Origin of the sequence: Streptomyces sp. NPDC014882 (assembly GCF_043081325.1) — a bacterium.
Classification (GTDB): Bacteria; Actinomycetota; Actinomycetes; order Streptomycetales; family Streptomycetaceae; genus Streptomyces.
Window position 1 is genome coordinate 99,602 of record NZ_JBIBWL010000005.1, and the last position, 25,370, is coordinate 124,971.

The 25,370-nt window shown below is 73.9% G+C and carries 24 protein-coding genes, 1 tRNA gene and 1 riboswitch; of the genes, 11 read left to right on the plus strand and 14 right to left on the minus strand.

Going from position 1 to position 25,370, the window contains the following annotated elements; all coding sequences use genetic code 11:
• Positions 1-13 precede the first annotated feature (13 nt).
• Together ACF09K_RS14065 and ACF09K_RS14070 are read right to left on the minus strand one after the other, a co-directional pair.
• Complete coding sequence (locus tag ACF09K_RS14065; protein WP_392243357.1) at positions 14-481, minus strand: hypothetical protein; 468 nt, start codon at positions 479-481, stop codon at positions 14-16.
• A 257-nt stretch (positions 482-738) separates the two neighbouring features.
• Positions 739-1,827 carry an ABC transporter ATP-binding protein gene (locus ACF09K_RS14070; protein ID WP_392243359.1) on the minus strand — a complete coding sequence of 363 codons (1,089 nt, stop codon included), beginning with the start codon at positions 1,825-1,827 and terminating at the stop codon, positions 739-741.
• Positions 1,828-2,070: 243 nt separating this feature from the next.
• On the opposite strand from ACF09K_RS14070, the gene ACF09K_RS14075 reads away from it, so the two are divergent.
• A tRNA-Thr gene (locus ACF09K_RS14075) sits at positions 2,071-2,143 on the plus strand.
• A gap of 840 nt (positions 2,144-2,983) precedes the next feature.
• Here the strand turns inward: ACF09K_RS14075 and ACF09K_RS14080 are convergent.
• On the minus strand, positions 2,984-3,589 hold the full coding sequence (locus ACF09K_RS14080; RefSeq protein ID WP_392243360.1) for a PadR family transcriptional regulator: 606 nt from the start codon (positions 3,587-3,589) through the stop codon (positions 2,984-2,986).
• A 145-nt stretch (positions 3,590-3,734) separates the two neighbouring features.
• Between ACF09K_RS14080 and ACF09K_RS14085 the strand changes: the two genes are divergently transcribed.
• Positions 3,735-4,712, plus strand: coding sequence for a zinc-binding dehydrogenase (locus ACF09K_RS14085; RefSeq protein WP_392243361.1), 978 nt, complete (start codon positions 3,735-3,737; stop codon positions 4,710-4,712).
• 58 nt (positions 4,713-4,770) lie between these two features.
• On the opposite strand, the gene ACF09K_RS14090 is transcribed toward ACF09K_RS14085, so the two are convergent.
• Positions 4,771-5,742, minus strand: a complete 972-nt coding sequence (locus tag ACF09K_RS14090; RefSeq protein WP_392243363.1) for a zinc-binding dehydrogenase — start codon at positions 5,740-5,742, stop codon at positions 4,771-4,773.
• Positions 5,743-5,943: 201 nt separating this feature from the next.
• Here ACF09K_RS14090 and ACF09K_RS14095 point away from each other — a divergent pair, with 201 nt between their 5' ends.
• On the plus strand, positions 5,944-6,678 hold the full coding sequence (locus ACF09K_RS14095) for a pentapeptide repeat-containing protein (protein ID WP_392243364.1): 735 nt from the start codon (positions 5,944-5,946) through the stop codon (positions 6,676-6,678).
• 5 nt (positions 6,679-6,683) lie between these two features.
• Positions 6,684-7,325 carry a hypothetical protein gene (locus tag ACF09K_RS14100; protein ID WP_392243366.1) on the plus strand — a complete coding sequence of 214 codons (642 nt, stop codon included), beginning with the start codon at positions 6,684-6,686 and terminating at the stop codon, positions 7,323-7,325.
• Positions 7,326-7,417: 92 nt separating this feature from the next.
• Here ACF09K_RS14100 and ACF09K_RS14105 read toward each other — a convergent pair whose 3' ends face one another.
• Positions 7,418-7,918 carry a hypothetical protein gene (locus tag ACF09K_RS14105; protein ID WP_392243368.1) on the minus strand — a complete coding sequence of 167 codons (501 nt, stop codon included), beginning with the start codon at positions 7,916-7,918 and terminating at the stop codon, positions 7,418-7,420.
• 202 nt (positions 7,919-8,120) lie between these two features.
• On the opposite strand from ACF09K_RS14105, the gene ACF09K_RS14110 reads away from it, so the two are divergent.
• The gene (locus ACF09K_RS14110) at positions 8,121-9,533 is read left to right on the plus strand and encodes a M1 family metallopeptidase (protein ID WP_392243370.1); all 1,413 of its coding nucleotides are present in this window, start codon (positions 8,121-8,123) and stop codon (positions 9,531-9,533) included.
• Positions 9,534-9,558: 25 nt separating this feature from the next.
• Here the strand turns inward: ACF09K_RS14110 and ACF09K_RS14115 are convergent, their stop codons facing one another.
• Together ACF09K_RS14115 and ACF09K_RS14120 are read right to left on the minus strand one after the other, a co-directional pair.
• Positions 9,559-10,518, minus strand: a complete 960-nt coding sequence (locus ACF09K_RS14115) for a GNAT family N-acetyltransferase (RefSeq protein WP_392243372.1) — start codon at positions 10,516-10,518, stop codon at positions 9,559-9,561.
• A gap of 76 nt (positions 10,519-10,594) precedes the next feature.
• Positions 10,595-11,170 carry a TerD family protein gene (locus ACF09K_RS14120; protein WP_392243374.1) on the minus strand — a complete coding sequence of 192 codons (576 nt, stop codon included), beginning with the start codon at positions 11,168-11,170 and terminating at the stop codon, positions 10,595-10,597.
• A gap of 147 nt (positions 11,171-11,317) precedes the next feature.
• Between ACF09K_RS14120 and arfB the strand changes: the two genes are divergently transcribed.
• Positions 11,318-11,755, plus strand: a complete 438-nt coding sequence (gene arfB / locus ACF09K_RS14125) for an alternative ribosome rescue aminoacyl-tRNA hydrolase ArfB (RefSeq protein WP_392243376.1) — start codon at positions 11,318-11,320, stop codon at positions 11,753-11,755.
• 109 nt (positions 11,756-11,864) lie between these two features.
• On the opposite strand, the gene ACF09K_RS14130 is transcribed toward arfB, so the two are convergent.
• Positions 11,865-12,356 carry a GNAT family N-acetyltransferase gene (locus tag ACF09K_RS14130; RefSeq protein ID WP_392243377.1) on the minus strand — a complete coding sequence of 164 codons (492 nt, stop codon included), beginning with the start codon at positions 12,354-12,356 and terminating at the stop codon, positions 11,865-11,867.
• Positions 12,357-12,404: 48 nt separating this feature from the next.
• On the minus strand, positions 12,405-12,923 hold the full coding sequence (locus ACF09K_RS14135; protein WP_392243379.1) for a flavin reductase family protein: 519 nt from the start codon (positions 12,921-12,923) through the stop codon (positions 12,405-12,407).
• A 407-nt stretch (positions 12,924-13,330) separates the two neighbouring features.
• Here ACF09K_RS14135 and cdgB point away from each other — a divergent pair, with 407 nt between their 5' ends.
• Entirely contained in the window at positions 13,331-15,037 is a 1,707-nt protein-coding gene (cdgB, locus tag ACF09K_RS14140) for a diguanylate cyclase CdgB (protein WP_392243381.1), read from the plus strand.
• A gap of 153 nt (positions 15,038-15,190) precedes the next feature.
• Positions 15,191-16,138 (plus strand): carbohydrate-binding protein, encoded by a 948-nt coding sequence (locus tag ACF09K_RS14145; RefSeq protein ID WP_392243383.1) that lies wholly within the window; start codon positions 15,191-15,193, stop codon positions 16,136-16,138.
• A gap of 6 nt (positions 16,139-16,144) precedes the next feature.
• Here ACF09K_RS14145 and ACF09K_RS14150 read toward each other — a convergent pair whose 3' ends face one another.
• The 3 genes from ACF09K_RS14150 to ACF09K_RS14160 form a co-directional block, all read right to left on the minus strand.
• Entirely contained in the window at positions 16,145-17,089 is a 945-nt protein-coding gene (locus ACF09K_RS14150; RefSeq protein WP_392243385.1) for a 1-phosphofructokinase family hexose kinase, read from the minus strand.
• 138 nt (positions 17,090-17,227) lie between these two features.
• Complete coding sequence (nagA, locus tag ACF09K_RS14155; RefSeq protein ID WP_392243387.1) at positions 17,228-18,415, minus strand: N-acetylglucosamine-6-phosphate deacetylase; 1,188 nt, start codon at positions 18,413-18,415, stop codon at positions 17,228-17,230.
• Entirely contained in the window at positions 18,415-19,359 is a 945-nt protein-coding gene (locus ACF09K_RS14160) for an ROK family protein (RefSeq protein WP_392243389.1), read from the minus strand. The genes nagA and ACF09K_RS14160 overlap by 1 nt, the downstream gene beginning before the upstream one ends.
• A 205-nt stretch (positions 19,360-19,564) precedes the next feature.
• Between ACF09K_RS14160 and ACF09K_RS14165 the strand changes: the two genes are divergently transcribed.
• The 3 genes from ACF09K_RS14165 to otsB all read left to right on the plus strand — a co-directional run bounded on the left by ACF09K_RS14165 (position 19,565) and on the right by otsB (position 22,175).
• The gene (locus tag ACF09K_RS14165; RefSeq protein ID WP_392243926.1) at positions 19,565-20,788 is read left to right on the plus strand and encodes an extracellular solute-binding protein; all 1,224 of its coding nucleotides are present in this window, start codon (positions 19,565-19,567) and stop codon (positions 20,786-20,788) included.
• Positions 20,789-20,823: 35 nt separating this feature from the next.
• Positions 20,824-21,096 carry a DUF3263 domain-containing protein gene (locus ACF09K_RS14170; RefSeq protein WP_392243391.1) on the plus strand — a complete coding sequence of 91 codons (273 nt, stop codon included), beginning with the start codon at positions 20,824-20,826 and terminating at the stop codon, positions 21,094-21,096.
• A gap of 212 nt (positions 21,097-21,308) precedes the next feature.
• A complete protein-coding gene (otsB, locus tag ACF09K_RS14175) occupies positions 21,309-22,175 on the plus strand; it encodes a trehalose-phosphatase (RefSeq protein ID WP_392243393.1) in 867 nt (288 codons plus the stop codon).
• Between the two features lie 346 nt (positions 22,176-22,521).
• Here otsB and ACF09K_RS14180 read toward each other — a convergent pair whose 3' ends face one another.
• Positions 22,522-23,934 (minus strand): trehalose-6-phosphate synthase, encoded by a 1,413-nt coding sequence (locus tag ACF09K_RS14180; RefSeq protein WP_392243395.1) that lies wholly within the window; start codon positions 23,932-23,934, stop codon positions 22,522-22,524.
• 114 nt (positions 23,935-24,048) lie between these two features.
• Positions 24,049-25,020, minus strand: coding sequence for a glucosyl-3-phosphoglycerate synthase (locus tag ACF09K_RS14185; RefSeq protein WP_392243397.1), 972 nt, complete (start codon positions 25,018-25,020; stop codon positions 24,049-24,051).
• Between the two features lie 169 nt (positions 25,021-25,189).
• A riboswitch (SAM riboswitch) is annotated at positions 25,190-25,360 on the plus strand.
• Positions 25,361-25,370 lie beyond the last annotated feature (10 nt).

Here is a 25,370-nt window from a genome sequence, read left to right on the forward strand (position 1 = left end):
GCCGTCCGGGGTCCTAGCCGCGCGCCGCCAGGACGCCCGAGGCGAAGGACGTGTCGCACACCGGGCGGGTGTAGGACTGGGCGCGCGAGGGGCCGTAGATGCGGACGGCGGCGCGGCCCAGGGCGCGGGCGATGGAGGTGCAGTGCCTCGCCAGGGACGGCTTGCCGTTCACCGCGGCCTGCAGGTGCGTCAGCGCGGTGCCCGGGTCCTTCTCCTGGAGCTCGGTCAGCAGCCGCTCGCGCAGGACGTCCTGCGGGGCCTTGGCGGCGTCCCGCGCGGTGCGGTGGACGGTGGAGACGTCGGAGGCGGTGAGCACCGAATCCGAGGGGTTCCCCGACCAGTCGACCCGGGTGACCGCGAGGGTTCCCGAGAGCACCATGACGACGGGCAGGACGAGGGCGAGCGAGCGGCCGATCCGTCGGGCGGGGCCCTGGCCGCGTCGCGACGGTTGGGTGGCGGAGTGGTTCACGGAGTGCTTCACGCGTGTGAGGGTAGCGCGGGGTAATGATTTGGCGACATTTAGTCACCCGGTCGGGGGATGGAGTAGTGCCTCTTTTTGGGTAAGGCGTTGACGCCCACTGCTCGAAACGCCCGTTGTGCCGGGGTTTCCGGCGTCCGGGCGGACCCACGCGAGAAGGGCCCCGCGGCAGCGGCCGCGGGGCCCTTCTCGTCGGTGCGGGTGGTGCATCCCGCCGAGCGCGTTCCGGACGCCGCTCGGGGCGTCGCCCGGGACGTCGCTCAGTCGGAGAGGCGCGCGCCCGTGGAGGTCGAGAACACGTGGGTCTCGCCGGCGCGCGGCACGACGTGCAGCGTGCTGCCCTTCTCCGGGACGTTGCGGCCGCCGACGCGGACGACGAGGTCCTTCGACTCGCCGCCGACCGTGGCGGTGCCGTAGACGAAGGCGTCGGAGCCCAGTTCCTCGACCACGTTCACGACGACCGCGAGGCCCTGGTCGGAGTCGGCGCCGGCCACGTCGAAGTGCTCGGGACGCACGCCGACGGTGACCGTCTTGTCGGTGGCGGCGGAGAGCGCGTCACGCTGCACCGGCACGACCGACTTGCCGAACTTCACGCCGCCGTCGGCGATCGGGACCTCGACGAGGTTCATCGCCGGGGAGCCGATGAAGCCGGCCACGAAGAGGTTCGCCGGGCGGTCGTACATGTTGCGCGGGGTGTCGACCTGCTGGAGCAGACCGTCCTTGAGGACCGCGACCCGGTCGCCCATGGTGAGGGCCTCGACCTGGTCGTGGGTGACGTACACGGTGGTGATGCCGAGACGGCGCTGGAGCGAGGCGATCTGCGTACGCGTCGAGACGCGGAGCTTGGCGTCCAGGTTGGACAGCGGCTCGTCCATGAGGAAGACCTGCGGCTCGCGCACGATGGCGCGGCCCATCGCGACACGCTGGCGCTGACCGCCGGACAGGGCCTTCGGCTTGCGGTCCAGGTACTCGGTGAGGTCGAGGATCTTCGCGGCCTCCTCGACCTTCTGCCGGATCTCCGCCTTGTTGACGCCGGCGATCTTGAGCGCGAAGCCCATGTTGTCGGCGACGGTCATGTGCGGGTAGAGCGCGTAGTTCTGGAACACCATGGCGATGTCCCGGTCCTTCGGCGGCAGGTGCGTGACGTCGCGGTCACCGATGCGGATGGCGCCGCCGTTGACGTCCTCGAGCCCCGCGAGCATCCGGAGCGAGGTGGACTTGCCGCAGCCCGACGGGCCGACCAGGACGAGGAACTCGCCGTCCGCGATGTCGATCTCGAGCGCGTCGACGGCGGGCTTGGTGGAACCCGGGTAGATCCGGGTCGCCTTGTCGAACGTGACAGTGGCCATGGTGATGGGCCCCCTTCTACCGGCAGGAACGTGCCGGACGATCCGTTGTAGGAAGGTGGTGAGCCGTCCCGGGCAGCACCCGGGAAGGTGTAGTCCACACGAGTGAACCGGATCTGGACGCTACCTGGCGTTCGCCCGGTCTGTCAGTACCCGGAGGCATGTGAACTTCGCGGAAATTCTCGGCGGGCGCTCCCGGCGACCTGGGTACACTGCTCGGGCGCGCCCGCGGCACGCGACGCGCACGCCTCCTTAGCTCAGCTGGTAGAGCACCGCTCTTGTAAAGCGAAGGTCGTCGGTTCGAATCCGACAGGGGGCTCCGCGCCCGACCAGGGACGACGCCCCCGCGATCTTGGACCGTGGGGGGCGTCGACGGTGGTTCCTGACGGCGGTCCCGTTCGGCGACGCCGTTTGAGCGGGCAGCCCCTGAACCGGGTCCCGACGCCTTCCGAGAGCGATCGAGGGCAGGGGCGGCGCCTTGCGAGGCCCCGTGGTCGCCACCGGAACCGGACGACTCACGGCTTCGGCCGGCGGAGTACCGGCAAGCCGGGACATCGTCACGGGGGAACCGGCCGTGAACGTGATGCGCTGCGGCGCGGGCGCCGGGAGCGTCGCCATCGACGTCCAGGAGGACGGCGTGCGCCGCTTCCGGGGCAGGGGCACGGGCGGCCTCCGGAGCCGACCGGCGTCCTGCCCCGGGCGTCGTCCCCCCTCGGGGACGGTCCTGAGGGCGCGGACCCTGTCCGGCTCCTCCCGGTTGTCGGCCGGGTCCGCATGGTGCTGGAGACGGACGCCCTGCCCTGACCGGCGCCCCGGCGCCGGGCACCGGCCGGGACCCGGCTGCCCCACCCGCGCGCGGACCTTGTCCCGGACAACCTCCTGATCGAGCACACCCGCCTCCCCGGAGGCGTCTCGCAGGTCGAGACCCCTCGCCCTGCCAAGGGCGTCGGTCCGGCCGCCGAAGGGCGCACAGCGTGGTGCGCCCCTGGCCCCGGCGGTCGCGGTCGACGAGGACGGGGCGGCCTGCCGACGCGAGCCTGTACGACGTCCACCTGGGCGTCGACGAGTTCGACGAGGAGACGGTCCTCTCCGCCGTCCGCGCCCATCCGGCAGGCGGGGGCCGGGTGGACGCGGGTACCGCCCGCCGGGAACCCGGCGCTCAGACCTCGGGAGCAGAGGCCGGCGCCGTTTCGGGTCCGGAAACGGAACCGGCCCCCGCCTCCGGACCGGAAGCCGAGCCGCTCTCCTCCCGCTCCCGCAGGGCCTGTTCCAGCCACTCGCGCTCGGCGCGCCGGGTGGCACGGGCGACCAGGAGCATCCCCTTCCGGAAGGGGTCGTCCACATCCCTGACGAGGGCGGGCTTTCCGTCCTTGCGGAAGAAGCTGCCGGGGCGGGTGAGGAAGTCCAGCCGCCGCCGGAGCACGGCCGCCTGCCGGGCCGGGTCGTCCAACTGCCCCAAAAAGGCGAGCAGGGTGAAGAAGGAGGCGCCGTCGGTGATCTCGGTCTCCTTGGGGGCGGCCAGCCGTCGCAGCAGCTCCGCCCGCCCGTCGTCGGTGAGGTGGAGCACCTGGCGGGCGGGCGCGCCCTCGCCGGGCTCGGCCCGCCGCTCGACGTGGCCCGCCTCGCGCAGCCGGTTGACCGCCGGGTAGAGCGCGCCGTCGCTCACCGGACGGTTGTGCCCGATCAAGTCGGAGACGACCTGCCGCAGTTCGTAGGCGTGCATGGGGCGTTCGGCCAGAAATCCCAGAATGGCAAGGGTCAGCACGGGTCTCCTCCCACGGGGCCTCTCGTGGTCCCCCTCATGCGTCTCCTTTCAGGCTATCTCTTTTCGAGTGACACTAATCGAGATAACCTGCCGGGCGAATCGGCGAACGGACGGATCGGAGGGAGGTGGCGCGACCGTGCGAGCGGTGACGTTGCGGCGCCCGGGCGGGCCGGAGGTGTTACGGCCCGGCGAGGTGCCCCGCCCCACCCCGCGCGGGGGCTGGACCCTCGTACGCGTCATGGCCTTCGGTCTGAACCGCTCCGAGCTGTTCACCCGCCGGGGCCAGTCCCCGGGGGTCACCCTGCCGCGCGTCCCGGGCATCGAGTGCGTCGGCCTCGTCGAGGAGTCCGACGACCCGGCCCTGCCCCCGGGCACCGCAGTCGCCGCCGCCATGGGCGGGATGGGCCGGAAGTACGACGGCAGCTACGCGGAGTACGCGCTGCTCCCCACCGCCCAGTTGATGCGACTGAGGTCCACCCTTCCCTGGACCGTCCTGGCGGCGCTGCCCGAGTCCTGGCTCAGCGCCCACGGCTCGCTCGAAGCGCTCCGCCTCCGGCCCGGCGACCGGCTGCTGATCCGCGCCGCCACCTCGTCCGTCGGCATGGCGGCGCTCTCCCTCGCGGCCGCGCTCGGCGTGGAGACCGCCGCCACCACCCGCGATCCGGCCAAGACGGACGCCCTGCGCGCGCAGGGCGCCGACCATGTCGTCCTCGACCGGGGTGAAGGCCTCGGGGACGCGGTCCGCGAGGTGTGGGCGGACGGAGCGGACCGGGTGCTCGACCTCGTCGGCGGCACCGCCGTGCTCGACTCCCTCGCCGTCCTCGCGCCGGGCGGCGGGGTGTGCAACTCCGGCATCCTCTCGGACACCTGGACCGTCCCCGACTTCGAGCCGCTGGAGGACATCCCTTCCGGCGCCACCCTCACCACCTTCTCCAGCAGCGAGATCAACCGGGGCGACTGGGCGCAGGCCGCCCTCGACGCCGTCGTCCGCGAGGTCGAGGCGGGCGCCTGCCGGGTCGTGATCGACCGGGTCTTCACGCTGGACGAACTCGCCGACGCCCACCGGCACATGGAAGACAACCGTGCCGTCGGAAAGGTCGTGGCCCTCGTCCACCGCACCTGACACCCGCATCACCCCCCGACGAGGCACCAGGCGCGCAGGTCTTCCGGGTTCGTCCGGTTCAGGGCTCCAGGACGACCTTGCCGGTCGTCCGGCGGGTTTCCAGGGCGCGGTGGGCGGCGGCCGCCTCGCGCAGGGGGAAGCGGTGGACGGAGGGGACGAGGCGGCCCGTGGCGGCCTCGGTGAGGGCGCGCAGTTCCAGGGCGCGCAGGCCCCCCGCCCTCTCCAGCATCACCGGGCCGAGGACCGACTGCGAGACGCCGTCCACGAAGTGGCCCCGGCCGTCCCGGAGGCCTTCCGCCGACCAGCCGAAGACGAGGTGCCTGCCCCCGGGGCCGAGCAGCGCCACCGCCTCGCGGGCGACCTCGCCGCCGACGCCGTCGAAGACGACGGTGGCGGGCCGGCCGGCCAGGAAGGCGCGGACCTCCCCGGGCCAGGAGGGGGCGGTGTAGTCGACGGCGAGGTCGGCGCCGTTCTCCCGGACCAGGGCCGTCTTCGCGGGCCCGCCGGCGAGCCCGACGACCGTGGCGCCCGCGTTCTTCGCGTACTGCACGAGCAGGGTGCCGATGCCGCCCGCGGCGGCCGGGACGACGGCCACCGTCGCGGGGCCCGGTTCGGCGAACTGGAGGATCCCGAGTGCCGTGCGGCCCGTGCCGATCATCGCGACCGCCCGGGCGTCGTCCAGGGCCGCGGGGATCTCGTGGAGGCGGTCGACGTCGGTGACGGCGAGTTCGGCGTACCCGCCGGGAGCGAAGCCGAGGTGGGCGACGACGCGTCTGCCGAGCCACGCGCCGTCCACGCCCTCGCCGAGGGACTCGACGACCCCGGCGACCTCCCGGCCGGGGACGGTCGGCAGCACCGTCGGCCGCTGCCCCGGGCCCGGGAAGCCCTCGCGCAGGGCGGTGTCCAGCAGGTGCACGCCGGCCGCCCCGACGGCGACACGGACCTGGCCCGGCCCGGGGAGGGGGTCCTCGACCTCTTCGAGGACGAGGTTCCCGGCCGGGCCGAAGGCGTGCAGGCGGACGGCGTGCATCTGGTTCTCCCGGAGTCGCTCGCGGGGACCCGGCCGGCCCCCGCGCGGCCCCGCACGGTCGTGCGGGGCCCTGTGCGCCCACTCTGCGACCTCGAGCATGCTTGAGGTCAAGGTGGTTCCGGCCGGGGCGGACGGCGCGGTGGACCGACGGCGTTCCCGGCGGCCGGCGGGATTGTCAGTGGCGGGGTGCAGCATGGGGGCATGGCGAGGACGGGTGCGGGCGGCGGGAGCAGGGCGGGTGCGGGTGGGGGGAGCAGGGCGGGGACGGCCACGGGCGGGGGCGGCCGGGTGAAGGCCGCGCGGCGGCCGGAGGTGCGGCTGCCGCCCCTGGAGCCGTACGGCGGCGGCGGGCTGGAACCCGACGGGGACCACGACGGGCTGGAGTTCGGCGGGTCGGACCTCTCCGGGCAGGACGGCGGGGGCGCCCGCTTCATGGACTGCGCGCTGTCGGCCTGCGTGCTGGACGGGACGCGTCTGCACCGCGCCCGCCTGCTCGACTCCGTCCTCACCGGCATCCGCGGCGTCGGCACCGACCTGGCCGAGGCGACCCTGCGCGACGTCGAGCTGGTCGACGCCCGCCTGGGCGGGACGCAGCTGCACGGCGCGGTGCTGGAGCGGGTGCTGATCCGCGGCGGCAAGATCGACTTCCTGAACCTGCGTCAGGCCCGGCTGCGGGACGTCGTCTTCCAGGGCTGCGTGCTGATCGAGCCGGACTTCGCGGGCGCCCGCCTGGAGCGCGTGGAGTTCGTGGACTGCGCCCTGAAGGCGGCCGACTTCACGGCGGCGACCCTGAGGGACGTCGACCTGCGCGGGGCGACGGAGCTGGGCATCGCGGGCGGCCTGGACCGGCTGTCCGGCGCGGTGATCGACACGGGTCAACTGCTGGATCTGGCTCCGGTGCTGGCGGCGGAGCTGGGGATCAGGGTGGAGGACTGAGACGGATGGGGACGTTCTACGGAAACGTGCTGGTGGCACGGCCGTGCGAGGAGGCGGTGCCGTTGCTGGCGGGGGAGGGCCTGTCGGGGTACGCGCTGCCGGTGGGGCCGGGGCACACCGTGGTCCACCCCGATCCGGACACCTCGTCGCTCGACGTCGCGGGACGACTGAGCAAGGTGCTCGGGGCGCCGACGGTGGGGACGTACGTGTTCGACTCGGACGTCGTGGTGATGTTCGTCTTCGAGGACGGCGCCCTCCGCCTCGACTACGACTCCTGTCCCGGCTACTTCGACGAGCAGGAGACCGACGAGAACGGAAACCCGCCGACCCCCGTGGACGACTTCGTCTTCCCGGCACCGGAGGGCGTCGACCCGGACGCCTTCCTGCCCCTGGCCGCGGGCCCCGTGGACCGCGCGGCACTGGAGTCCGCGCTGCGCGGCGTGCCGCTGGACCCCGACGACGGGGACGAGGGGCGGTACGTCCTCGCCGAAGCGCAGCACTACGACGTGATGGCCTGCCTGCGGCTCGACGCGAGTCGCTTGACCACGGGGTTCAGGTACCTGGCCAGGGGCGAGCTGCCGCGCGGCACGGTGGTGGAGGACCTGGTGACGCTCGGCGGGGCGGTGCGGCCGGCGCCGGCCGGGTGAGGGGGCCGTCCCGGACGCGGTCCGGCCGGCCGGGGGAGGGGCGGGCGGGGCGGCCGGACGGGGTGGAGTCCGGCCGCCGCCGCCGGCGCCGCTCAGCCCAGTCGGGGGAAGCGGGCCTGGAGGGTCCAGATCGCCGGGTTCTCGTCCAGGTCGTCGTGGAGGTCGGTCAGGTCCGCGATCAGGTCGTGCAGGAAGTCGCGTGCCTCGCGGCGCAGTTCGGCGTGGGAGAAGGTCAGCGGGGGTTCCTCGGCCGGCATCCAGTCGGCCTCGATGTCGACCCAGCCGAAGCGGCGCTCGAAGAGCATGCGGTCGGTGGACTCGGTGAAGTCCAGCTCCGCGTGCTGGGGGCGGGAGGCACGGGAGCCCGCCGGGTCCTGGTCGATCAGCTCCACGATGTCGCACAGCGCCCAGGCGAAGTCGAGCACCGGCACCCATCCCCAGGCTGTGGAGAGTTCCCGGTCCGCCTTGGTGTCGGCCAGGTAGACGTCCCCGCAGAACAGGTCGTGCCGCAGCGCGTGGACGTCCGCGCGGCGGTAGTCGGTCTGCGGGGGGTCGGGGAAACGGTTGGAGAGGGCGTAGCCGATGTCGAGCACGTAGGAGATGGTGTCACGGGTCCCGAAGGGCGGGCGTCCCCGAGATCCCGGCCGCCCCTCGCCCGCGCGGTTCCGCGACCCCGGACGCGTCCTGATCCCCGAGTGTCCTGTTCCTGACGTCTCCCGGTCCGCGACCTCTCCCGGTCCGCGACCTCTCCCGGTCCCCGACGGCTCCCGGTCCGGGCCGCCTAGGATCGCTCGTATGTCCCGATCCGCGCGCCTCGTCCGGACCGTCGCCGTGGCCGCCGTCTGGGGTCTCGCCCTGCCCCTCGCCCTCTCCGGGTGCGACGGGGGCGGGCCGGAGGACGCCGGCGGCGCGGGCGTCGGCGACCCGTACTTCCCCAAGGCGGGCAACGGCGGCTACGACGTCCGCCACTACGACCTCGACCTCGCCTACGACCCCGCCGGGCGCCGCCTGTCCGGCACCGCCCGCCTCACCGCCCGCGCCACCGAGCCCCTCTCCGCCTTCGACCTCGACCTGACGGGCATGACGGTCGAGGAGGTCACCGTCGGGGGCGGCGCGGCCTCCTTCGACCGCGACGGACAGGAGCTGACCGTCCGCCCCGAGGACCGCCTCGGCAAGGGCGAGACCTTCGAGGTCACCGTGCGCTATTCCGGCCGCCCCGGGACGATCACCGATCCGGACGGCTCGCAGGAGGGCTGGCTGCCGACCGCCGACGGGGCGCTGGCGCTCGGCGAACCGACCGGCTCCATGGCCTGGTTCCCCGGCAACCACCACCCCTCCGACAAGGCGTCGTACGACATCGCCGTCACCGTGCCGCGGGGCCTGACGGCCGTGTCCAACGGGGAGTTGCGCGGCGAGCGCACCACCGGCGACCGCACGACGTTCGCCTGGCGCGCCGCGGAGCCCGTGGCGAGCCACGTCGTCACGCTCGCGATCGGCCGGTACGCCGTCACCCGGACCCGCACCGGCGACGGCCTGCCGGTGTACGTCGCCGTCGACCCCACCCAGGCCGCCGCGAGCCGCGCCGTGCTGGCCCGGCTGCCCGAGGTCATGGAGTGGGCGGCGGACAACTTCGGCCCGTACCCCTTCTCCTCCTCCGGCGCGATCGTCGAGCGCCCGCGCGACTCCGCGTACGCCCTGGAGACCCAGAACCGCCCCGTCTTCCCGGGCGCCCCCGAGGTCGAACTCCTCGTCCACGAACTCGCCCACCAGTGGTTCGGCAACTCCGTGACCCCCAGGACCTGGCGGGACATGTGGCTCAACGAGGGCTTCGCGACCTACGCCGAGTGGCTGTGGACCGAGGACGAGGGCGGCCCCACCGCCGAGGAGACCTTCACCGAGCTCTACGAGCACGGCGAGGACACCTACGACGACCTCTGGGAGTTCCCGCCCGCGCGGCCCGCCGACGCCGACGGGATCTCCGCCGATCCCGTCTACCAGCGCGGCGCGATGGTCGTCCACAAGATCCGGCAGGCCGTCGGCGACGACGCCTTCTACGACCTCGTCCAGGGCTGGACCGCCGCCCACCGCCACGGCAACGCGGACACCGCCGACTTCACCGCGTACGTGGAGGAGCAGGCCCCGGACCAGGACTTCGAGCCGCTCTGGCGGGACTGGCTGTACGGCGAGGGCCGGCCGGAGCGCCCCTGACCCGCCGTCACCGGCCGCCCCGCCGTCACCGGCCGCCGCGCGCGGCCTCCCACGCGTCGAGCAGTCCGGCGAGGCCCTCCGGCCACACCGGTTCGGCCTCCTCGGCCAGCTCCCCGCGGGTCCACCAGCGCCAGGTGAGGATGCCGTCGGCGGCGTGCGCGGCGGCCAGGCCGGGGCCGGCGGGTTCCCGGTGCGGGCCCGGCGTGACGTAGATGTGCTCGTGCTGGTGGACGGGGACGCCCGAGTGGGTGAAGTCGTGTTCCCAGGTGTGCAGCAGTTCACCCGGTTCCAGGTCCGTCCACCCCGTCTCCTCGGCCAGTTCCCGCAGGGCGCCCTCGCGCGGGGACTCGTCCGCCTCCAGTCCGCCGCCGGGCAGCGCCCAGTGGACGCCGACCTCGACGTTGTCGTACCGGAAGAGGAGGACCGCGCCGGCCGGGTCCACCACGGCGACGCGGGCGGCGCGGCGCGGGGTGCGCAGGCTCTTGCGCAGGACGGCGCAGGGGCGGCCGAGCCGGCGGTCGGGCCGGTGCCCGACCACCTCGTAGCCGAGGGCCGTCCAGAAGGCGAGTCCCCGGGGATCGGCGTCCGGGACGGCGAGGCGCACGGCGCCGCGGTCCGCCGCCCGGAACCGCGCCTCGACGGCCTCGGCGATCCGCCGCCCGTAACCCTGCCGCCGCACGGCCGTGTCGACCAGCAGCAGCCCGATCCACGGGTCCGGGTCGTCCGGGTCGGGAGGGTGCGCCAGGGTGACGGCCACTCCGACGAGCCGCCCCGCCCCGCGCGCGAGCAGCACCTCCACCCCCGGCTCGGCCATCTCGTCGGCCAGCGCCCGGGCCACCTGCTCGGGCCGGATGTCGTCGGGGTCCGGGAAGTCTCCGCCGAGCGCCTGGAACTCCCGGTCACCGGCGTAGAGCGCGGTGAGTTCGGCGAGCAGGGGCGCCGGGATGTCGTGGTCGGGGCTGAGGGGGAGCGGCTGGAGGATCACGCGGGCAACCTACTCCCCGGGAACGGCGGAGCCCCCGGTCCGCGCGACCGGGGGCTCCGACGGGGTGTCGCGTCCGTCAGACGTTGACGCCGAAGTCCTGGGCGATGCCGACCAGGCCCGAGGCGTACCCCTGGCCGACGGCGCGGAACTTCCACTCGGCGCCGTTGCGGTACAGCTCGCCGAAGACCATGGCCGTCTCGGTGGCCGCGTCCTCCGACAGGTCGTAGCGGGCGATCTCGACGCCGCCGGCCTGGTTGACGATGCGGATGTAGGCGTTGCGGACCTGGCCGAAGTTCTGCGAGCGGTTCTCCGCGTCGTAGATGGAGACCGGGAAGACGATCTTGTCGATGTCGGCGGGGAGCCCCGCGAGGTTGACGTTGATCGCCTCGTCGTCGCCCGCGCCCTCGCCGGTGCGGTTGTCACCGGTGTGGACGATGGTCTGGTCCGGCGTCTGCTTGTTGTTGAAGAAGACGAAGTGGGCGTCGGAGTAGACCTTGCCCTGCGTGTTGACCGCGATCGCCGAGGCGTCGAGGTCGAAGTCCGTGCCGGTGGTGGTGCGGACGTCCCAGCCGAGGCCCACGGTGACGGCGGTCAGGCCCGGAGCCTCCTTGGTGAGCGAGACGTTGCCACCCTTGGACAGGCTTACAGCCATTGTTGGGAGTCCTTCCCTCGTTGTACAACGGGCACGAAGCTACAGCTACCCCTATGAACGCCGCGAGGGGGCGCCAAGGTTCCCCGTGTCTTTACTTCCTTTGCCAAACCCTAATTCGCGTGACGTGGACGGGTCAGGCGAGGGAACATGTACGGCATGTCCGGTCCCCATGTCATCAGAGGCTCCGTCTCCCTGCCCGAGGCCGAGCTGGTGTGGCGTTTCTCGCGGTCCTCGGGGCCCGGCGGGCAGCACGTCAACACCAGCGACTCGCAGGTGGAGCTGCGCTTCGACCTGGCGCGCACCGAGGCGCTGCCCGAGGTGTGGAAGGCGCGCGCGCTGGAACGGCTCGCCGGCCGCCTCGTCGACGGCGTCGTCTCCGTCCGCGCCTCCGAGCACCGTTCGCAGTGGCGCAACCGCGAGGCCGCCGCCGTACGCCTGGCCGCCCTGCTCGCCGAGGCCACCGCCCCGCCGCCCAAGCCGCGCCGCCCCACCCGCGTCCCGCGCGGGATCAACGAACGCCGGCTGCGGCAGAAGAAGCAGCGCTCGGACACCAAGCGCGGCAGGACGGGCCGGGGCTGGGGCTGACCGCTCCCCCCTCGCCGGGCGCCCCCTCGCCGGGCGCCCCCTCGCCGGGCGCCCCCTCGCCGGGCGCCCCTCGCCGGGCGGCAGCGGCGTGCCGTGCGGACGGCCGCCTTCACTTCCGTACACGCTCCAGTGGCAGCACGCCCACCGTCTCCCCCTCGCTGCGCTCCCCCGTGTCGCGGAAGCCCAGGCCGAGGTAGAAGCCCTCGGGGCCGTGGGCGCCGGGGTGCCAGGTGACGTACAGCTCGTCGCCGCCGCGGTCGAGGATCCGCCGGGCGACGGACTCGACGGCGAACCGCCCGTAGCCGCGGCCCTGCTCGCCCGCCCCGATGTTCAGCCGCCACAGGCCGGAGCGGATCAGGCTGCCGTCCCCGCGCCAGTCGATGTCGAAGAAGGCCATCAGGAAGCCGACGGGCCGTCCGTCGTCGACGATCAGGCGCGGCCAGGCGACCCCGGGACGCACATACGCCTCGGCGAGGGACTTCACCACGGGGGAGACCGCGAATTCCTGCTCGGGGCGGACCCGAATGCCGAGGGCGGCTTCCAGATTTGCGGCGGTTATTTCTTCCAGGCGGAGTGCGGAAGTCCTCGGCGGGGTGGTCATGGGGCCACCATAGGGAGGGAGTTCAGAGCCCGGCCACTGAATTGCCGTTCAGCTCAAGTGCCGGTAACGGCCCTGGAAATAGAGCAGCGGTCCGCCCTGCGCGCCCGGCACGCGCGCGTGCAGCACCCGGCCGATCACCAGCGTGTGGTCCCCGGCCGCCACCCGCTGCTCGGTACGGCACTCCAGCGTGGCCAGCGCGCCCCCGAGGAGCGGTGCGCCGGTGGCCTCGCCGCGGGTGTGGGGGAGGTCCTCGAAGAGGAGCCGGTCGCTGAGCCGGCCCTTCATCGCGAAGCGTCCGGCGATGTGCCGCTGGCTCTCCGACAGCACCGACACCGCCCACAGGGGCTGCTCGTCGATCAGGTCGTCCATCCGGGAGCCGGTGCGCAGGCTGACCAGCACCAGGGGCGGATCCAGGGAGACGGACAGGAACGCCGTGGCCGTCATCCCCGCCTTCTCGCCCTCCGGCGCCCCCGGGTCGTCCGGGTCCAGCGGGGGCTCCTGCGCGGTCACCAGGACCACTCCGCCGGCCAGCCGGGACATGGCGGCACGGAACTCTTCTTCGCTCACCCCCACAGCATGCCCAAGGGGGCCGGCGGGGGCGGACGGGGTCTTCAACGGGTGAGCAGGCACGCTCCGCACGCTAGTCCCCGGTCCGGCCGGCCCGCATCGGACCTTCGCCCGAGTGCGGTCGTAGGTCCCGGGACCGATTCCCGTACTCTCTCCGGAAGGGGAGTCGTACGCTCAGTAAACGCACAGGGAAAAACACAGAAACCCTTCGCAATTGCTCAGGTTTTCCTGTGACTTGAGTCACAAGGGGCGGTAATTGTTGACCCTGTGTACCGAGTGGGCAGCGCGCTGTGATTCAGTGGCGGAGGCGTCACAGGTACGGACACAACGACATGCGCAACGACAGAAACGACGTTACGCCGAAGACAACCCTTGATTCGCTGCGAAGTCTCGGGGGGAGGGCGAGCATGGAGGCCGAGTCGGAGCCTTACGTCCGTCTTGCGTCCCTGCGACAGCTGCACCAGGTCATGGCCGACATGAACACGGCCCGCAGCCTGGCCGACACGCTGCAGACGGTCGCCAACGGCGTCGTGGCCGCCCTCGGGTACGAACTGGCCTGCGTCAACCTCGTGCGCCCCGACGGCGACCTCGTCGTCGCCGCCTTCGCCGGGGACGCCACCGCCGAGGCCTTCATCACCGGCCGGGTCGGCTCCCGCGACTCCTGGGAGCGCCGGCTGGGCATGGGCGAGACCTGGGGCGACCTGGTCTTCATACCCCACACCGAGGGCTGGGTCCTCGACGACGACGACGTCCCGCAGTGGTACACGGACGGGCCCGCGCCCCGCTTCGAGGACGAGTGGCACCCCTCCGACCGCCTGTTCGCCCCCATGTACACGCCCGCAGCCCCCGGCGGCAACGGCGTCAGCGGCGAACTCATCGGCGTCCTGTCCGTGGACCGCCCGCGCAACGGCCGACGGCCCGGCGCCTGGGGCCGCGAGGCCCTCCAGATGTACGCCTTCCAGGCCGCCATCGCCATCAGCAACGCCCGCCTGCGCTCCAACATGCAGCGCGCCCTGGTCCGCCTCGAACGCGAACAGCAGGCCCTGCGCGCCAGCGAGGAGAGCTTCCGCCAGGCCTTCGAGTACGCCCCCTCCGGCATGGCCATCGCCGAGATGGGCGGCGACCAGCACGGCCGGATCCTGCGCACCAACGACGCCCTGTGCCGCCTGCTGGGCCGCCCCGCCTCCGCGATGCGCCGCTACTCCTTCTCCGACCTCGTCCACCCCGAGGACATCGGCACCCTGCTGCGGACCTCCGCCGAGGGCGGCCGCGCCGAACTGCGCCTCGGCCGCCGCGACGGCACGTACGTCTGGGTGTCGCTGCGCAACTCCGTCGTCGCCGACGCCGCCGACGGGCCCCGCTTCCTCCTCACCCACGTCGAGGACATAGAGGACCGCAAGCGCCGCGAGCTCCAGCTCGCCCACCGCGCCTCCCACGACTCCCTCACCGGCCTGCCGAACTCCGCCGAGCTGCGCTCGCGCCTGGCCTCCCGGCTGTGCCGGCGCCCGCAGTCCGCCCACTCCGCCGCCGTCGACGCGATGGACGCCCAGGGGCACCCCGCCTTCGACACCGGCGAGCGCGCCTTCGACACCCACGACCACGGCTTCGACTTCCGGACCGACGGCGCCGAGCGGTTCCACGGCGCGGAGCGGTTCGACGCCTACGACCACCACGTGCACACCGTCGCCCCCGAGGACGGCGTGCGCGACGACGGCGCCAAGGGGCTCGCGGTTCTCTTCTGCGACCTCGACGGCTTCAAGTCGATCAACGACCGGTTCGGGCACAACGCCGGCGACGCGGTCCTCATCGAGGTCGCCCGCAGGTTGTCCCGGGGCGTCCGCGACGGCGACACCGTCGCCCGGCTCGGCGGCGACGAGTTCGTGATCCTCGCCGACGGTCTCGGCCGCGCCGACGCCCAGGACCTCGCGGTGCGCCTGCGCAACGAGATCATCCAGCCGATCCGCGCCGAGGGACGGGCCGTCCGGGTGGGCGCCAGTTTCGGCATCGGCTGGGCGCACTGCGGGATGACCGCGGACGAGGTGTTGAAGTCCGCCGACGAGCGGATGTACGTAGAGAAACGATCTCGTCCCAAACAGCACAGACGGGCGGGATGATCCGCAGGTCAGCGCCCGGCCGCCCGCGACGGTGCGATCCGGGTCACCCGTTCGGCGGGTCGGGAGCGGGTAGGCTCGCTCTTCTCCGCACGTATGGACGCGTAGGGATACGCGGACCGCATCCGCCCCGCACCTGTTGAGGAGTACGAAGGGATGACGCCCGGCAACAACGGCGCGAGCACGCCCCAGGACGACGACCCGTTCGGCTACCTCTACGCCGACGGCCAGGCCAACGGAGCGCAGCCTCCGTCCGGCGGTGGCTACGGATACCCGTCGGTCAACCGCGTGCGCGCGGTCGGCGAGCGCCAGTACGGCCAGCAGCAGACCGCGCAGTACGGGCAGCCGGCGGCGCCGCCCCAGCAGGGCGCCTACGGTCAGCCGACCGGCCGGCCCGCCGGACCCGAGAACTTCTCCGGCGGCGCCGGCACGCCCACCGGTCACCGGGAGCAGGGGATCGGCGGTGGCGGCCGGGGCCGCGGCCCCAACACCAAGGGGCTGCTGATCGGCGCGGTCGCGGTGGTCGCGGCCGTCGTCATCGGCATCGCGGTGGCGATGACGGGCGGCGACTCCGACGACGACAAGCAGGCCGGCGGCGAGGTCTCCTCCGCACCCACCGTCTCCGAGAGCGCCTCGCCGAGCGCGTCCGGGGACGACGAGCCCGAGAAGGAGGCCGAGCTGCCGACGATCGACGCCAAGGCCCTGCGCCTCGGCGGCGCGGCCGCACTGGCCTCCGACATCGAGGGCGCCCGCGCCGACGGCGGCATCTACGTCGCCCTGAACCAGGTCGGCAACTCCGTCACCTGGAGCGTCGACGGCATCCCCGAGGACGGCGACTACACGCTGTTCGCGCACTACAGCGCCCCCGGCGAGGACCAGTCGATGACCCTCACGGTCAACGGCAAGAAGTTCGGCCAGCCGCTGAGCATGGAGAACTACGCGAAGGCCCCCAAGGGCGACTTCGCGAAGGGCTGGACCACCACCTACGCCTGGCCCACCCTCACCAAGGGCACCAACACCATCAGCCTGTCCTGCGAGGCCGGCGACAGGTGCAACGTGCTCCTGGACCAGTTCTGGCTGAAGAAGGGCCAGGTCAAGGACTGACCGCGGTCAGGCCGCGGTGACCTCCCCGGTCACCGCGACCCGGTCCAGCAGGTCCTCGTAGGCCACCCGGTCGAACTCGCCGGCCGTCGGGGACAGGGCGGTCGCCGCGGACAGGGCGAGTGCGCGGGCCAGGGTCCCGGGCCAGGGGAGACGCTCGACGAGGCCGGAGAGCAGGCCCGCGGACACCGCGTCACCGGCGCCCGTCGGGATGCCGGGCGGCCGGGTCGCCGGGTTGCCGCGCGGCCGGGGCGGCGGGACGGCGCGCCAGCGGCCCTCCGGGGTCGCCGCGACCAGGCCCTGCGCGCCCAGGGACGCCACCACTGAGCGGGCGCCGCGCCGGCGGGCGTCCTGCGTCGCGCGCAACGGCTCGTGGGAACCCGTCAGTTCGGCCAGTTCCCCGGCGTCCGGCTTGATCAGGTCGGGGCGCGCCGCCACCGCGCGGCGCAGCGCCTCACCGCCGGTGTCGAGCAGGACGGGCACGCCCGCGGCCCGCGCGGTGCGCACCAGGCCCCCGTACGCGCCCACCGGCACCCCCGGCGGCAGGCTGCCGCACAGGGCCACCGCGTCGGCGCCGGCCAGCAGTCGCTCGTACGTCTCCTGGAAGGCGGACCACTCGGCGGGGGTGACGACCGGGCCCGGTTCGTCGAACCGCGTGGTCTGCCCGGTGCGTTCGTCGGCCACGGTGAGCGTGCGGCGGGTCGGGGCGGCGCACGGGACGAGCGCGTCGGTCACGCCGACGAGGCGCTCCCGCACCACGCGGCCGGTGGGGCCGCCCGCGAAGCCGGTCACCGTCACCTCGTGCCCGAGGGCGGCCAGGACGCGCGCCACGTTCAGCCCCTTGCCGCCGGAACGTTCCGTCACCTCGGTCACCCGGTGCGCGGCGTGCGGCAGCAGGGCCGGGACGCGGTAGGTGACGTCGAGCGCGGTGTTCGGCGTGACCGTGAGAATCACCTGGCCCGACCTCCCCCGATCAGCGGCGTTCGGCCGCCGTTTGCATGGATGCGCCCTTCCGGACGGCCTGATCATGCCAAAGAGACGGCGGTCGGCCCACCCCCCGGGTCGGCCACCGTCCCCGTACGGGCGGAGATTTCAGCCCAGCCCGGGATCCACCACCCAAACCCCCTGCCGCATCACGCCCTTGAGGTCGAAGTCCTCGTCCAGCAGGACCAGGTCGGCGTCCTTGCCCGGCTCCAGGGAGCCCACCCGGTCGGCCAGGCCCAGCAGCCGGGCCGGGTTGGCGGACAGGGCCGCGACCACGTCCTCCACCGGCAGCCGGTCCACCGTCACCGCCCGCTGGAACGCGCGGTCCAGGGTCAGCGTCGACCCGGCGATCGCACCGCCCTCCACCAGCCGGGCCACGCCCCCGCTGACCTCGACCTCCAGCGGGCCGAGCAGGTACCGGCCGTCGCCGGTGCCGGCCGCGTCCATCGCGTCCGTGACGAACGCGACCCGCCCCGCGCCCGCCCGGTGGAACGCCAGCTCCAGTGCCGCCGGATGCAGGTGGACGCCGTCGTTGATCAGCTCGACCGTCACCCGCTCGTCCTCCAGCAGCGCGGCGATCGGGCCCGGCGCGCGGTGCCCGAGCGGCGGCATCGCGTTGAAGAGGTGGGTGGCGACCGTCGCGCCCGCCGCGATCGCCGCCGCCGTCTGCTCGTAGGTGGCGTCCGTGTGGCCGACGGCCGCGATCACCCCGTGCTCGGCCAGCAGCCGTACGGAGTCGATGCCGCCCGGCAGTTCGGTCGCCAGGGTGACCATCTTCGCCCTGCCGCGCGCCGCGTCGACGAGCTTGCGCACCTGCGCCGGGTCCGGGTCGCGCAGCAGGCCCTCGGAGTGGGCGCCCTTGCGGCACGGCGAGATGAACGGGCCCTCGAAGTGGATGCCGGCCAGGTCGCCCTGCTCGGCCAGTTCGCTGAGCAGGCCGGCCTGCCGGACCAGGACGTCCATGTCGTCGGTGACGGTGGACGCGACGAGCGTGGTGGTGCCGTGCCGGCGGTGGGCGCGGATCGCCCGCTGCACCTCGTCGGCGGTGCCGGAGAAGGAGGCTCCGCCGCCGCCGTGGTTGTGCAGGTCGACGAAGCCGGGGACCAGCCAGTGGCCCGTCACGTCGACGGTGTGGGCGGCTTCCCGCGGGGTCCCGTGCGGGGCGTTCGGCACGATGCGGGTGCCGTCGATCGTGACGCGGCCGCCGGGAACCGTGCCCGTGGGCAGCACGACCCGCGCGCCGGTCAGCACCCGCGGCCGCGTGGCGGCGCCTCGCGCCCCTGGGGGGGTGGCCATCAGGACGTTACCTCCGTACGGTCGGACGAATCGAGGAGATCCCAGGCCAGGAGTCCCGCTCCCCGGCATCCGGCGGTGTCGCCCAGCGCCGCCGGGACGATGTCCGGGAGCTTCTGGAAGGTGACCCGCCGGCGGACGGCGTTCCGCAGCGGTGTGAACAAGGTTTCCCCCGCCTCGGCGAGGCCGCCACCGATGACGACGGTGCGCGGGTCCAGCAGGGTGAGGGCGGTGACCAGGCCGTCGGCGAGCGCGTCGACCGCCCGCTGCCAGATCCGGACGGCGTCCGGGTCGCCGGACGTGACGGCCTTCGCGCAGTCCGCGGCGTCCGCCTCCGGGTTCCCGCGGGCCGCCGCCCACGCCTCGCCGACCGCCGCCGCCGACGCGAACCGCTCCAGGCAGCCGCGCTGCCCGCAGGGGCAGGGCGTACCGCCGGGGCGTACGACGATGTGGCCGATCTCGCCCGCGGAGCCGTGCGCGCCCGCCTCCACCCGCCCGCCCACGCCGATGGCGCCCGCGACGCCCGTGCCGAGGGCGACGAAGAGGTAGCGGTCGGCGCCCCGGCCCGCGCCGATGCGCCCCTCCGCGAGTCCGCCGGTGCGGACGTCGTGGCCGAGGGCGACCGGGACGCCGCCGAGCCGCTCGGTGAGGAGTGCGCGCAGGCCGACGTCGCGCCAGCCGAGGTTGGCGGCGTAGACGGCGACGCCGTTCGCCTCGTCGACGATGCCGGGGACCGCGACCCCGGCCGCGGCCGCGCCCCCGCCGAGGTGCTCCGCGCCGTACGCGTGCAGCTCGGCGGCGAAGTCGAGGACGCCGGCGACGACCTCGTCGGGACCGCGCTCGCGGCCCGTGGCCCGGCGGGCCCGGTGCAGCAGCGCGCCGTCCGCCCCGACGAGGGCGGCCTTCATCCCGGTGCCGCCCACATCGAGGGCGATGACGTGTCTCACGGGGACAGTGTGGACCGAGGACCCGTGAGAGGTCTAGTCCACTTGCGTGGTGTAGACCTTGTTCCGGATATCGGTTTCATTGGTCGGAGCAATCATGTGTGGATCGTGTGCGCACGGAGGGCCCGGCCGTCCAGGGGAACGGGAGAGCACAGTGCGGCGGCGGGCAGGGAAGTCGGGAACGATCGCGGTGGCGGCAGCCCTGAGCATGACGGCGGTGATCGCCGGCTGCGGGGTCACCGGCGGCTCCGGCGACGTCACCCTGACGCTCGTCGCCGCCGACTACGGCGACAGCGCCGCCAACAGCTCCCGGAAGTACTGGGACGCGCTGGTCGACGCCTACGAGAAGGACCACCCCGGCGTCACCGTCGAGGTCACCGTCCACTCCTGGAACGACGTCGACCGCGAGGTCAAGAAACTGGTCGACGCCGGCAAGGCCCCCGACATGGCGCAGATCGGCGCCTACGCCGACTACGCCGACGAGGACCTCCTTTATCCGGCGGGCGACGTCCTCTCCATCCCCGTCCAGGCCGACTTCGTCCCCCAGCTCGCCGACGCGGGCGAGGTGCGCGGCGTGCAGTACGGCATGCCGTTCGCCTCCTCCACGCGGCTGCTGTTCTACAACAAGACCCTCTTCGCCGAGGCCGGCATCAGCGCGCCGACCACCTGGGCCGAGCTGGCGAAGGACGCGGAGGCGCTGAAGGCGGACGGCGTGAAGTACCCGTACGCCCTGCCGCTGGGCCCCGAGGAGGCGCAGGCCGAGACCATGCAGTGGCTGCTCAGCGGCGGGGGCGGCTACACCGGGACCGCCACCGGCTACAGCCTCGACTCCACCGAGAACGTCCACACCTTCACCTGGCTGAAGAACGAACTGGTCGGCAAGGGCCTCACCGGGCCGGTCGCGCCGGGCAGGCTCGATCGGGCCGACGCGTTCGCCGCGTTCGCCGCCGGCCAGGTCGGCATGCTCAACGGGCACCCCTCGCTGATGAAGACCGCCGCGAAGAAGGGCGTGAAGTTCGGCATGGTCCCCATGCCCGGCATCGACGGGCCGACCAAGGTCTCCATGGGCGTCGCCGACTGGATGACGGCCTTCAAGCGGAACGGCCACGCCGAGCAGATCGGGGACTTCCTGAACTTCGTCTACAGCGAGGAGAACGTCCTCGACTTCTCCCGCGAGTACGACCTGCTGCCCGTCACCAACTCCGCCTCCCAGACCATGACGGCCGCCTCCCGGGACGCCGACCTCAAGCCCTTCCTCGACCAGCTGCCGGTCTCCGAGCTGTACCCGGTGGGGCGCACCTCCTGGGCGGCGGTCAGCGCGGACGTGAAGAAGCGGATCGGTCAGGCCGTGCAGCCCGGCGGCAGCCCGGCCGGGGTCCTCGGACAGCTCCAGACGACGGCCACCACCCTGGAGAGCGGCACCCGCGACTGAGCCGGGTCCCGTGCGGTTGGGCTACCGTGCGGGACATGGAGCGGGCAGCGGACGAGAACGGGCACGACGGGCCCGGCCGGCACGAGGGGCTCGGGGCGAGGGAGCGGGACATCCTCGCCCTGGAGCGGCGCGGCTTCCCGGGGCCCGGCGCGAAGGAACGGGCGATCCGCGAGGAGCTGGACCTGTCGCCCGTGCGGTACTACCAGCTGCTCAACGCGCTGCTGGACGACGTACGGGCGCTGGCGCACGACCCGGTGACGGTGAACCGGCTCCGCCGGGTGCGGGAGGCCCGCCGGGCGGAGCGGTGAGGCCCCCGGGACCGCGCCGGGGAGTCCGTGCGGGCGGGCCGGGGGCGCCGGCCCCGGCCCCCGCCACGGTCCCGGGGGCCTCGTCCTCGAACGCCGGACGGGCCGGGTCCGCCGAGTCGGTCTGGTCGGCCGGGTCCGCCGAGTCGACCGGGGCGACCGGGTCACCGTGCCCGGCAACCGGAGGTGCGGGCCCCGCCGGTTATCGTCACCGTATGGGCACCCAAGAGACGCACTCCACGGACTCCCACCCCTCCCTCCCCACCCCCGTCACCCCCCGCGGCCGCGAGGCGCTCGCCGCGATCCTGGCCGCGCCGCGCACCGCGCTCGTCGCGCTCGACTTCGACGGGACGCTCGCGCCGATCGTCGAGAACCCCGAGGACGCGCGGCCGCACCCGGACGCGCTCCCCGCGCTCGCGGAGCTGGCGCCGAAGGTGGCCTCGGTCGCCGTGGTGACCGGACGGCCCGCCGAGGTGGCCGTGCGCCACGGCGGATTCGCCGGGGTGCCGGGACTGGAGCGGCTGACCGTGCTCGGGCACTACGGAGCCGAGCGGTGGGACGCCCGCACCGGGGCCGTCTCCGCGCCCGCCCCGCACCCCGGCGTCGCGGCCGTGCGGGCCGAACTGCCCGCCGTGCTGGAGGCGGCCGGGGCGTGGCCGGGGACCTGGGTCGAGGAGAAGGGCCGGGCCGTCGCCGTGCACACGCGGCGGACGGAGGACCCGCAGGCCGCGTTCGAGGCGCTGCGCCGCCCGCTCGCCGACCTCGCGGCCCGGCACGGGCTCGTCGTCGAGCCGGGCCGGATGGTGCTGGAACTGCGGCCGCCGGGCGTGGACAAGGGCGTGGCGCTGACGGAGTACGTCCGCGAGATCGGCGCCGGGGCCGTGCTCTACGCCGGCGACGACCTCGGTGACCTGCCCGCCTTCGCCGCCGTCGACAAGCTCCGCTCCGACGGCGTCCCCGGGCTGCTCGTGGCCAGCGGCAGCTCCGAGGTGACCGAACTCTCCGAACGGGCGGACCTGGTCGTCGAGGGCCCCGCCGGAGTGGTGGACCTGCTGCGGTCACTCGCGGCCCGGCTGCGGTGAACCACCGGGGGCGCGTGCGCGTGCCCCCGGCGGGCTGGGGTGGCGGGTGCGGGCGTGACGGTGAGGTGCTGTCGGGGTCCTGCCGGGCGGCCGGGGCCGGTGAGGGCGTCGACGGCCCGGCCGCGGTGAACCACCGGGGGTGCGTGCGCGTGCTCCCGGCGGGGCGGGGCTGCCGCGGGCGTCCGCCGGCGGGCTGGGGTGGCGGGTCGCGGGGCAACTGCGCGTGCTGCCGGGCGGGGGCGGCCGGCGGGCGGTCCGGGCCGGGACGCGGGAGGGGCCGGGCGCGCGTGCGCGTGCCCCCGGCGGGCGGGCCGGGGGCACGGGGCGGCTCGGGTGGTCGTCGGGGTCAGTCGCGGGGGAGGGCCTGGAGGGCCTGGAGCTGTTCCAGGAACCAGCGGGCCGGAGGGAGCGCGGTCGCGGCCGCCGCCAGCCTCTTGGTGCGCTCCGCCCGCTCCTCCGGGGCCATGGTCAGCGCCTCGTGCAGGGCGCCGGCGGTCTCCAGGACGTCGTAGGGGTTCACCACGATCGCGTCCTCGCCCAGCTCCCCGTACGCCCCCGCCTCACGGGACAGCACCAGGGCGCAGCCCTCGTCGGAGACGACCGGGACCTCCTTGGCGACCAGGTTCATGCCGTCGCGGATGGGGTTGACCAGGGCCACGTCGGCGAGGCGGTACGCGGCCAGGGAGCGGGCGAAGTCGTCCTTCACGTGCAGCACGACCGGGGTCCAGCCGGGGGTGCCGTAGCGCTCGTTGATCTCCTCCGCCAGCCGCCGCACCTCGGCCGTGTAGTCGCGGTAGACGGCGAGGTCCTGGCGGGAGGGGTAGGCGAACGCCACGTGCACGACGCGCTCGCGCCACTCGGGGTGGTCGTCGAGGAGCTGCCGGTAGGCCAGCAGGCCGCGCACGATGTTCTTCGACAGCTCGGTGCGGTCGACGCGCACGACGGCCTTGCGGCCCTCGCCGATCTCCTCGCGCAGGGCGGCGATGCGCTCCTCGACGTCGCTCTCGCGGGAGCGGGTGCGCAGGAAGTCGGCGTCGGCGCCGAGGCCGTGCACCCCGATCTCCGTGCTGCCGGTTCCGCCCGCGAACTCCGCGCAGCACGCGGTGAAGGCGTCCGCCCAGCGCCTGGTCAGGAAGCCCAGGCGGTCCGCGCCGAGCATGCCGCGCAGCAGCTGCGCGCGGATGTCGGAGGGGAGCAGCGCGAAGTAGTCCACCGGCGCCCACGGCGTGTGCGAGAAGTGGCCGATGCGCAGGTCGGGCCGCAGCTCGCGGAGCATGCCCGGGACCAGGCAGAGGTGGTAGTCCTGCACCAGGACCGCCGCGCCCCGGCCGGCCTCCTCGGCGAGCGCCTCCGCGAACGCGCGGTTGTACGCCTCGTACGACGCCCACCGGCGCCGGAACTCCGCGTCGAAGACGGGCTCCAGCGGGGTCTGGTACAGCAGGTGGTGGACGAACCAGAGCACGGAGTTGGCGATGCCGTTGTACGCGTCGGCGTGCACGTCGGCCGGGATGTCGAGCATCCGGACGCCGTCCTCGCCGACCCCGCGCCGCACCGCCTCGCGGTCGTCGTCGGAGAGCGCCGAGCACACCCACAGGGCGCCCGCGTCCGGCCCGATCGCCGACAGGCCCGAGACCAGTCCGCCGCCGCCCCTTCTGGCGTGCAGCGAACCGTCCTCGCGCACCTGGTAGGAGACCGGGCCGCGGTTGGACGCGACCAGCACCTGAGCACCCTCGACAACAGCAGCACGCGTGGAAGCCATACGCCACAACCTAGCCCGGTCCGTAAACGCTCAAACGTACGGATGCGGTCCGTGGCCGGGTCGCGCCCGGCCGTGCACGCGACGCCGCCTAGGCGACCTTGCGCGCGACGCCGCCTAGGCGACCTTGCGTTCCGCGTACTCGGCGATCTCCGCCATCGGCGGCCGTTCCTCGGTGTCCACGGAGTGGGTGCGCGGCTCGAAGCCGTCCGCGCCCCGCTCGAACTGGGTGAGGGCGGGGCGGATCAGGTGCCCGCGCGCCAGCCGGAGCTGCGCGGTGCGGTAGATCGCCGCCGCCATCCTGCCGAGCGCCTGCCCGTCCTGGTGGCGGTGCTTGCGGACGCCGACGTCGACCTGGGCGAGGGCGTCCAGGCCGACCAGGTGCAGGGCGTCGACCAGCATGCCCAGCTCCACGCCGTAGCCGACGGGGAACGGGAGCCGTTCCAGCAGGCTGCGGCGGGCCGCGTACTCGCCGCCGAGCGGCTGCACGAAGCCGGCCAGCTGAGGCCAGTGCATGTTGAGCAGGGGGCGGGCCATGAGCTCGGTGACCCGGCCGCCCTGGCCCGCCGTCCCGCCGGAGGCGGACGCGTCCGGCCCGGTGCCCAGCGGACGGTCGTACATCGCCTTGACCAGGTCCACCCCGGGGTCGGTGAGCAGCGGGCCCACGATCCCCGAGACGAAGTCGGAGGAGAACTCCCTGAGGTCGGCGTCGACGAAGCAGACGATGTCCCCGCCCGTCACGAGCAGCGACCGCCACAGCACCTCCCCCTTGCCGGGCACGGCCGGTATCCGGGGCAGGATCTCGTCCCGGTGGACGACGCGCGCCCCGGCCGCCGCGGCGACCTGCGAGGTGCGGTCGGTGGAGCCCGAGTCGACGACGACGATCTCGTCGACGAGGGGGACCTGCCGCATCAGGTCGTGGCGGACGACCGCGACGATGTCGCCGACCGTCTCCTCCTCGTTCAGGGCGGGCAGCACCACGGACACCGACTGGCCCGAGGCGCGCTTCGCGGCCAGGAGGCGGTGCAGCGGGCGGTCGGTCACGGACCAGGAGCGGGTGGCCAGCCAGGTCTCGGCTTCCTTCAGCACGGTCTGCGGCTCCTCACTGTCGTGATCACACGCGGTGCACGCGGGGTGACCGTGTGATCCATCTCGCGGTTCGGACGTCTGTCTCAACTGTCCTGGCCTTCGGTTACAGTCTTGAACAACGCGGATGACCATCGCATGTCCGAGGTGGCCGCTGTTCACAACTTCATACCGCTCATCCAGAGGGGCAGAGGGATACGGCCCGATGAAGCCCCGGCAACCCTCCAGCCGCGCGCGCCGCCAGGCGTGACCGCCCACGCGTCACGTCGATGTGGTGAGGCTCCCGGCTAGGGAAGGTGCCAAATCCGTCTCACGGCGAGATGCGTCGTGAGGAAGATGAGGAGAAAGGGCCT

Bases quoted from the DNA above. Each gene is read 5' to 3' on its own strand.
- ACF09K_RS14070 (WP_392243359.1), bottom strand. From the start codon at position 1,827: ATGGCCACTGTCACGTTCGACAAGGCGACCCGGATCTACCCGGGTTCC.
- ACF09K_RS14130 (WP_392243377.1), bottom strand. From the start codon at position 12,356: ATGACCACCCCGCCGAGGACTTCCGCACTCCGCCTGGAAGAAATAACC.
- ACF09K_RS14120 (WP_392243374.1), bottom strand. From the start codon at position 11,170: ATGGCTGTAAGCCTGTCCAAGGGTGGCAACGTCTCGCTCACCAAGGAG.
- ACF09K_RS14110 (WP_392243370.1), top strand. From the start codon at position 8,121: ATGTCCCGATCCGCGCGCCTCGTCCGGACCGTCGCCGTGGCCGCCGTC.
- cdgB (WP_392243381.1), top strand. From the start codon at position 13,331: ATGGAGGCCGAGTCGGAGCCTTACGTCCGTCTTGCGTCCCTGCGACAG.
- ACF09K_RS14100 (WP_392243366.1), top strand. From the start codon at position 6,684: ATGGGGACGTTCTACGGAAACGTGCTGGTGGCACGGCCGTGCGAGGAG.
- arfB (WP_392243376.1), top strand. From the start codon at position 11,318: ATGTACGGCATGTCCGGTCCCCATGTCATCAGAGGCTCCGTCTCCCTG.
- ACF09K_RS14145 (WP_392243383.1), top strand. From the start codon at position 15,191: ATGACGCCCGGCAACAACGGCGCGAGCACGCCCCAGGACGACGACCCG.
- nagA (WP_392243387.1), bottom strand. From the start codon at position 18,415: ATGGCCACCCCCCCAGGGGCGCGAGGCGCCGCCACGCGGCCGCGGGTG.
- ACF09K_RS14095 (WP_392243364.1), top strand. From the start codon at position 5,944: ATGGCGAGGACGGGTGCGGGCGGCGGGAGCAGGGCGGGTGCGGGTGGG.
- ACF09K_RS14165 (WP_392243926.1), top strand. From the start codon at position 19,565: ATGACGGCGGTGATCGCCGGCTGCGGGGTCACCGGCGGCTCCGGCGAC.
- ACF09K_RS14090 (WP_392243363.1), bottom strand. From the start codon at position 5,742: ATGCACGCCGTCCGCCTGCACGCCTTCGGCCCGGCCGGGAACCTCGTC.
- otsB (WP_392243393.1), top strand. From the start codon at position 21,309: ATGGGCACCCAAGAGACGCACTCCACGGACTCCCACCCCTCCCTCCCC.
- ACF09K_RS14170 (WP_392243391.1), top strand. From the start codon at position 20,824: ATGGAGCGGGCAGCGGACGAGAACGGGCACGACGGGCCCGGCCGGCAC.
- ACF09K_RS14180 (WP_392243395.1), bottom strand. From the start codon at position 23,934: ATGGCTTCCACGCGTGCTGCTGTTGTCGAGGGTGCTCAGGTGCTGGTC.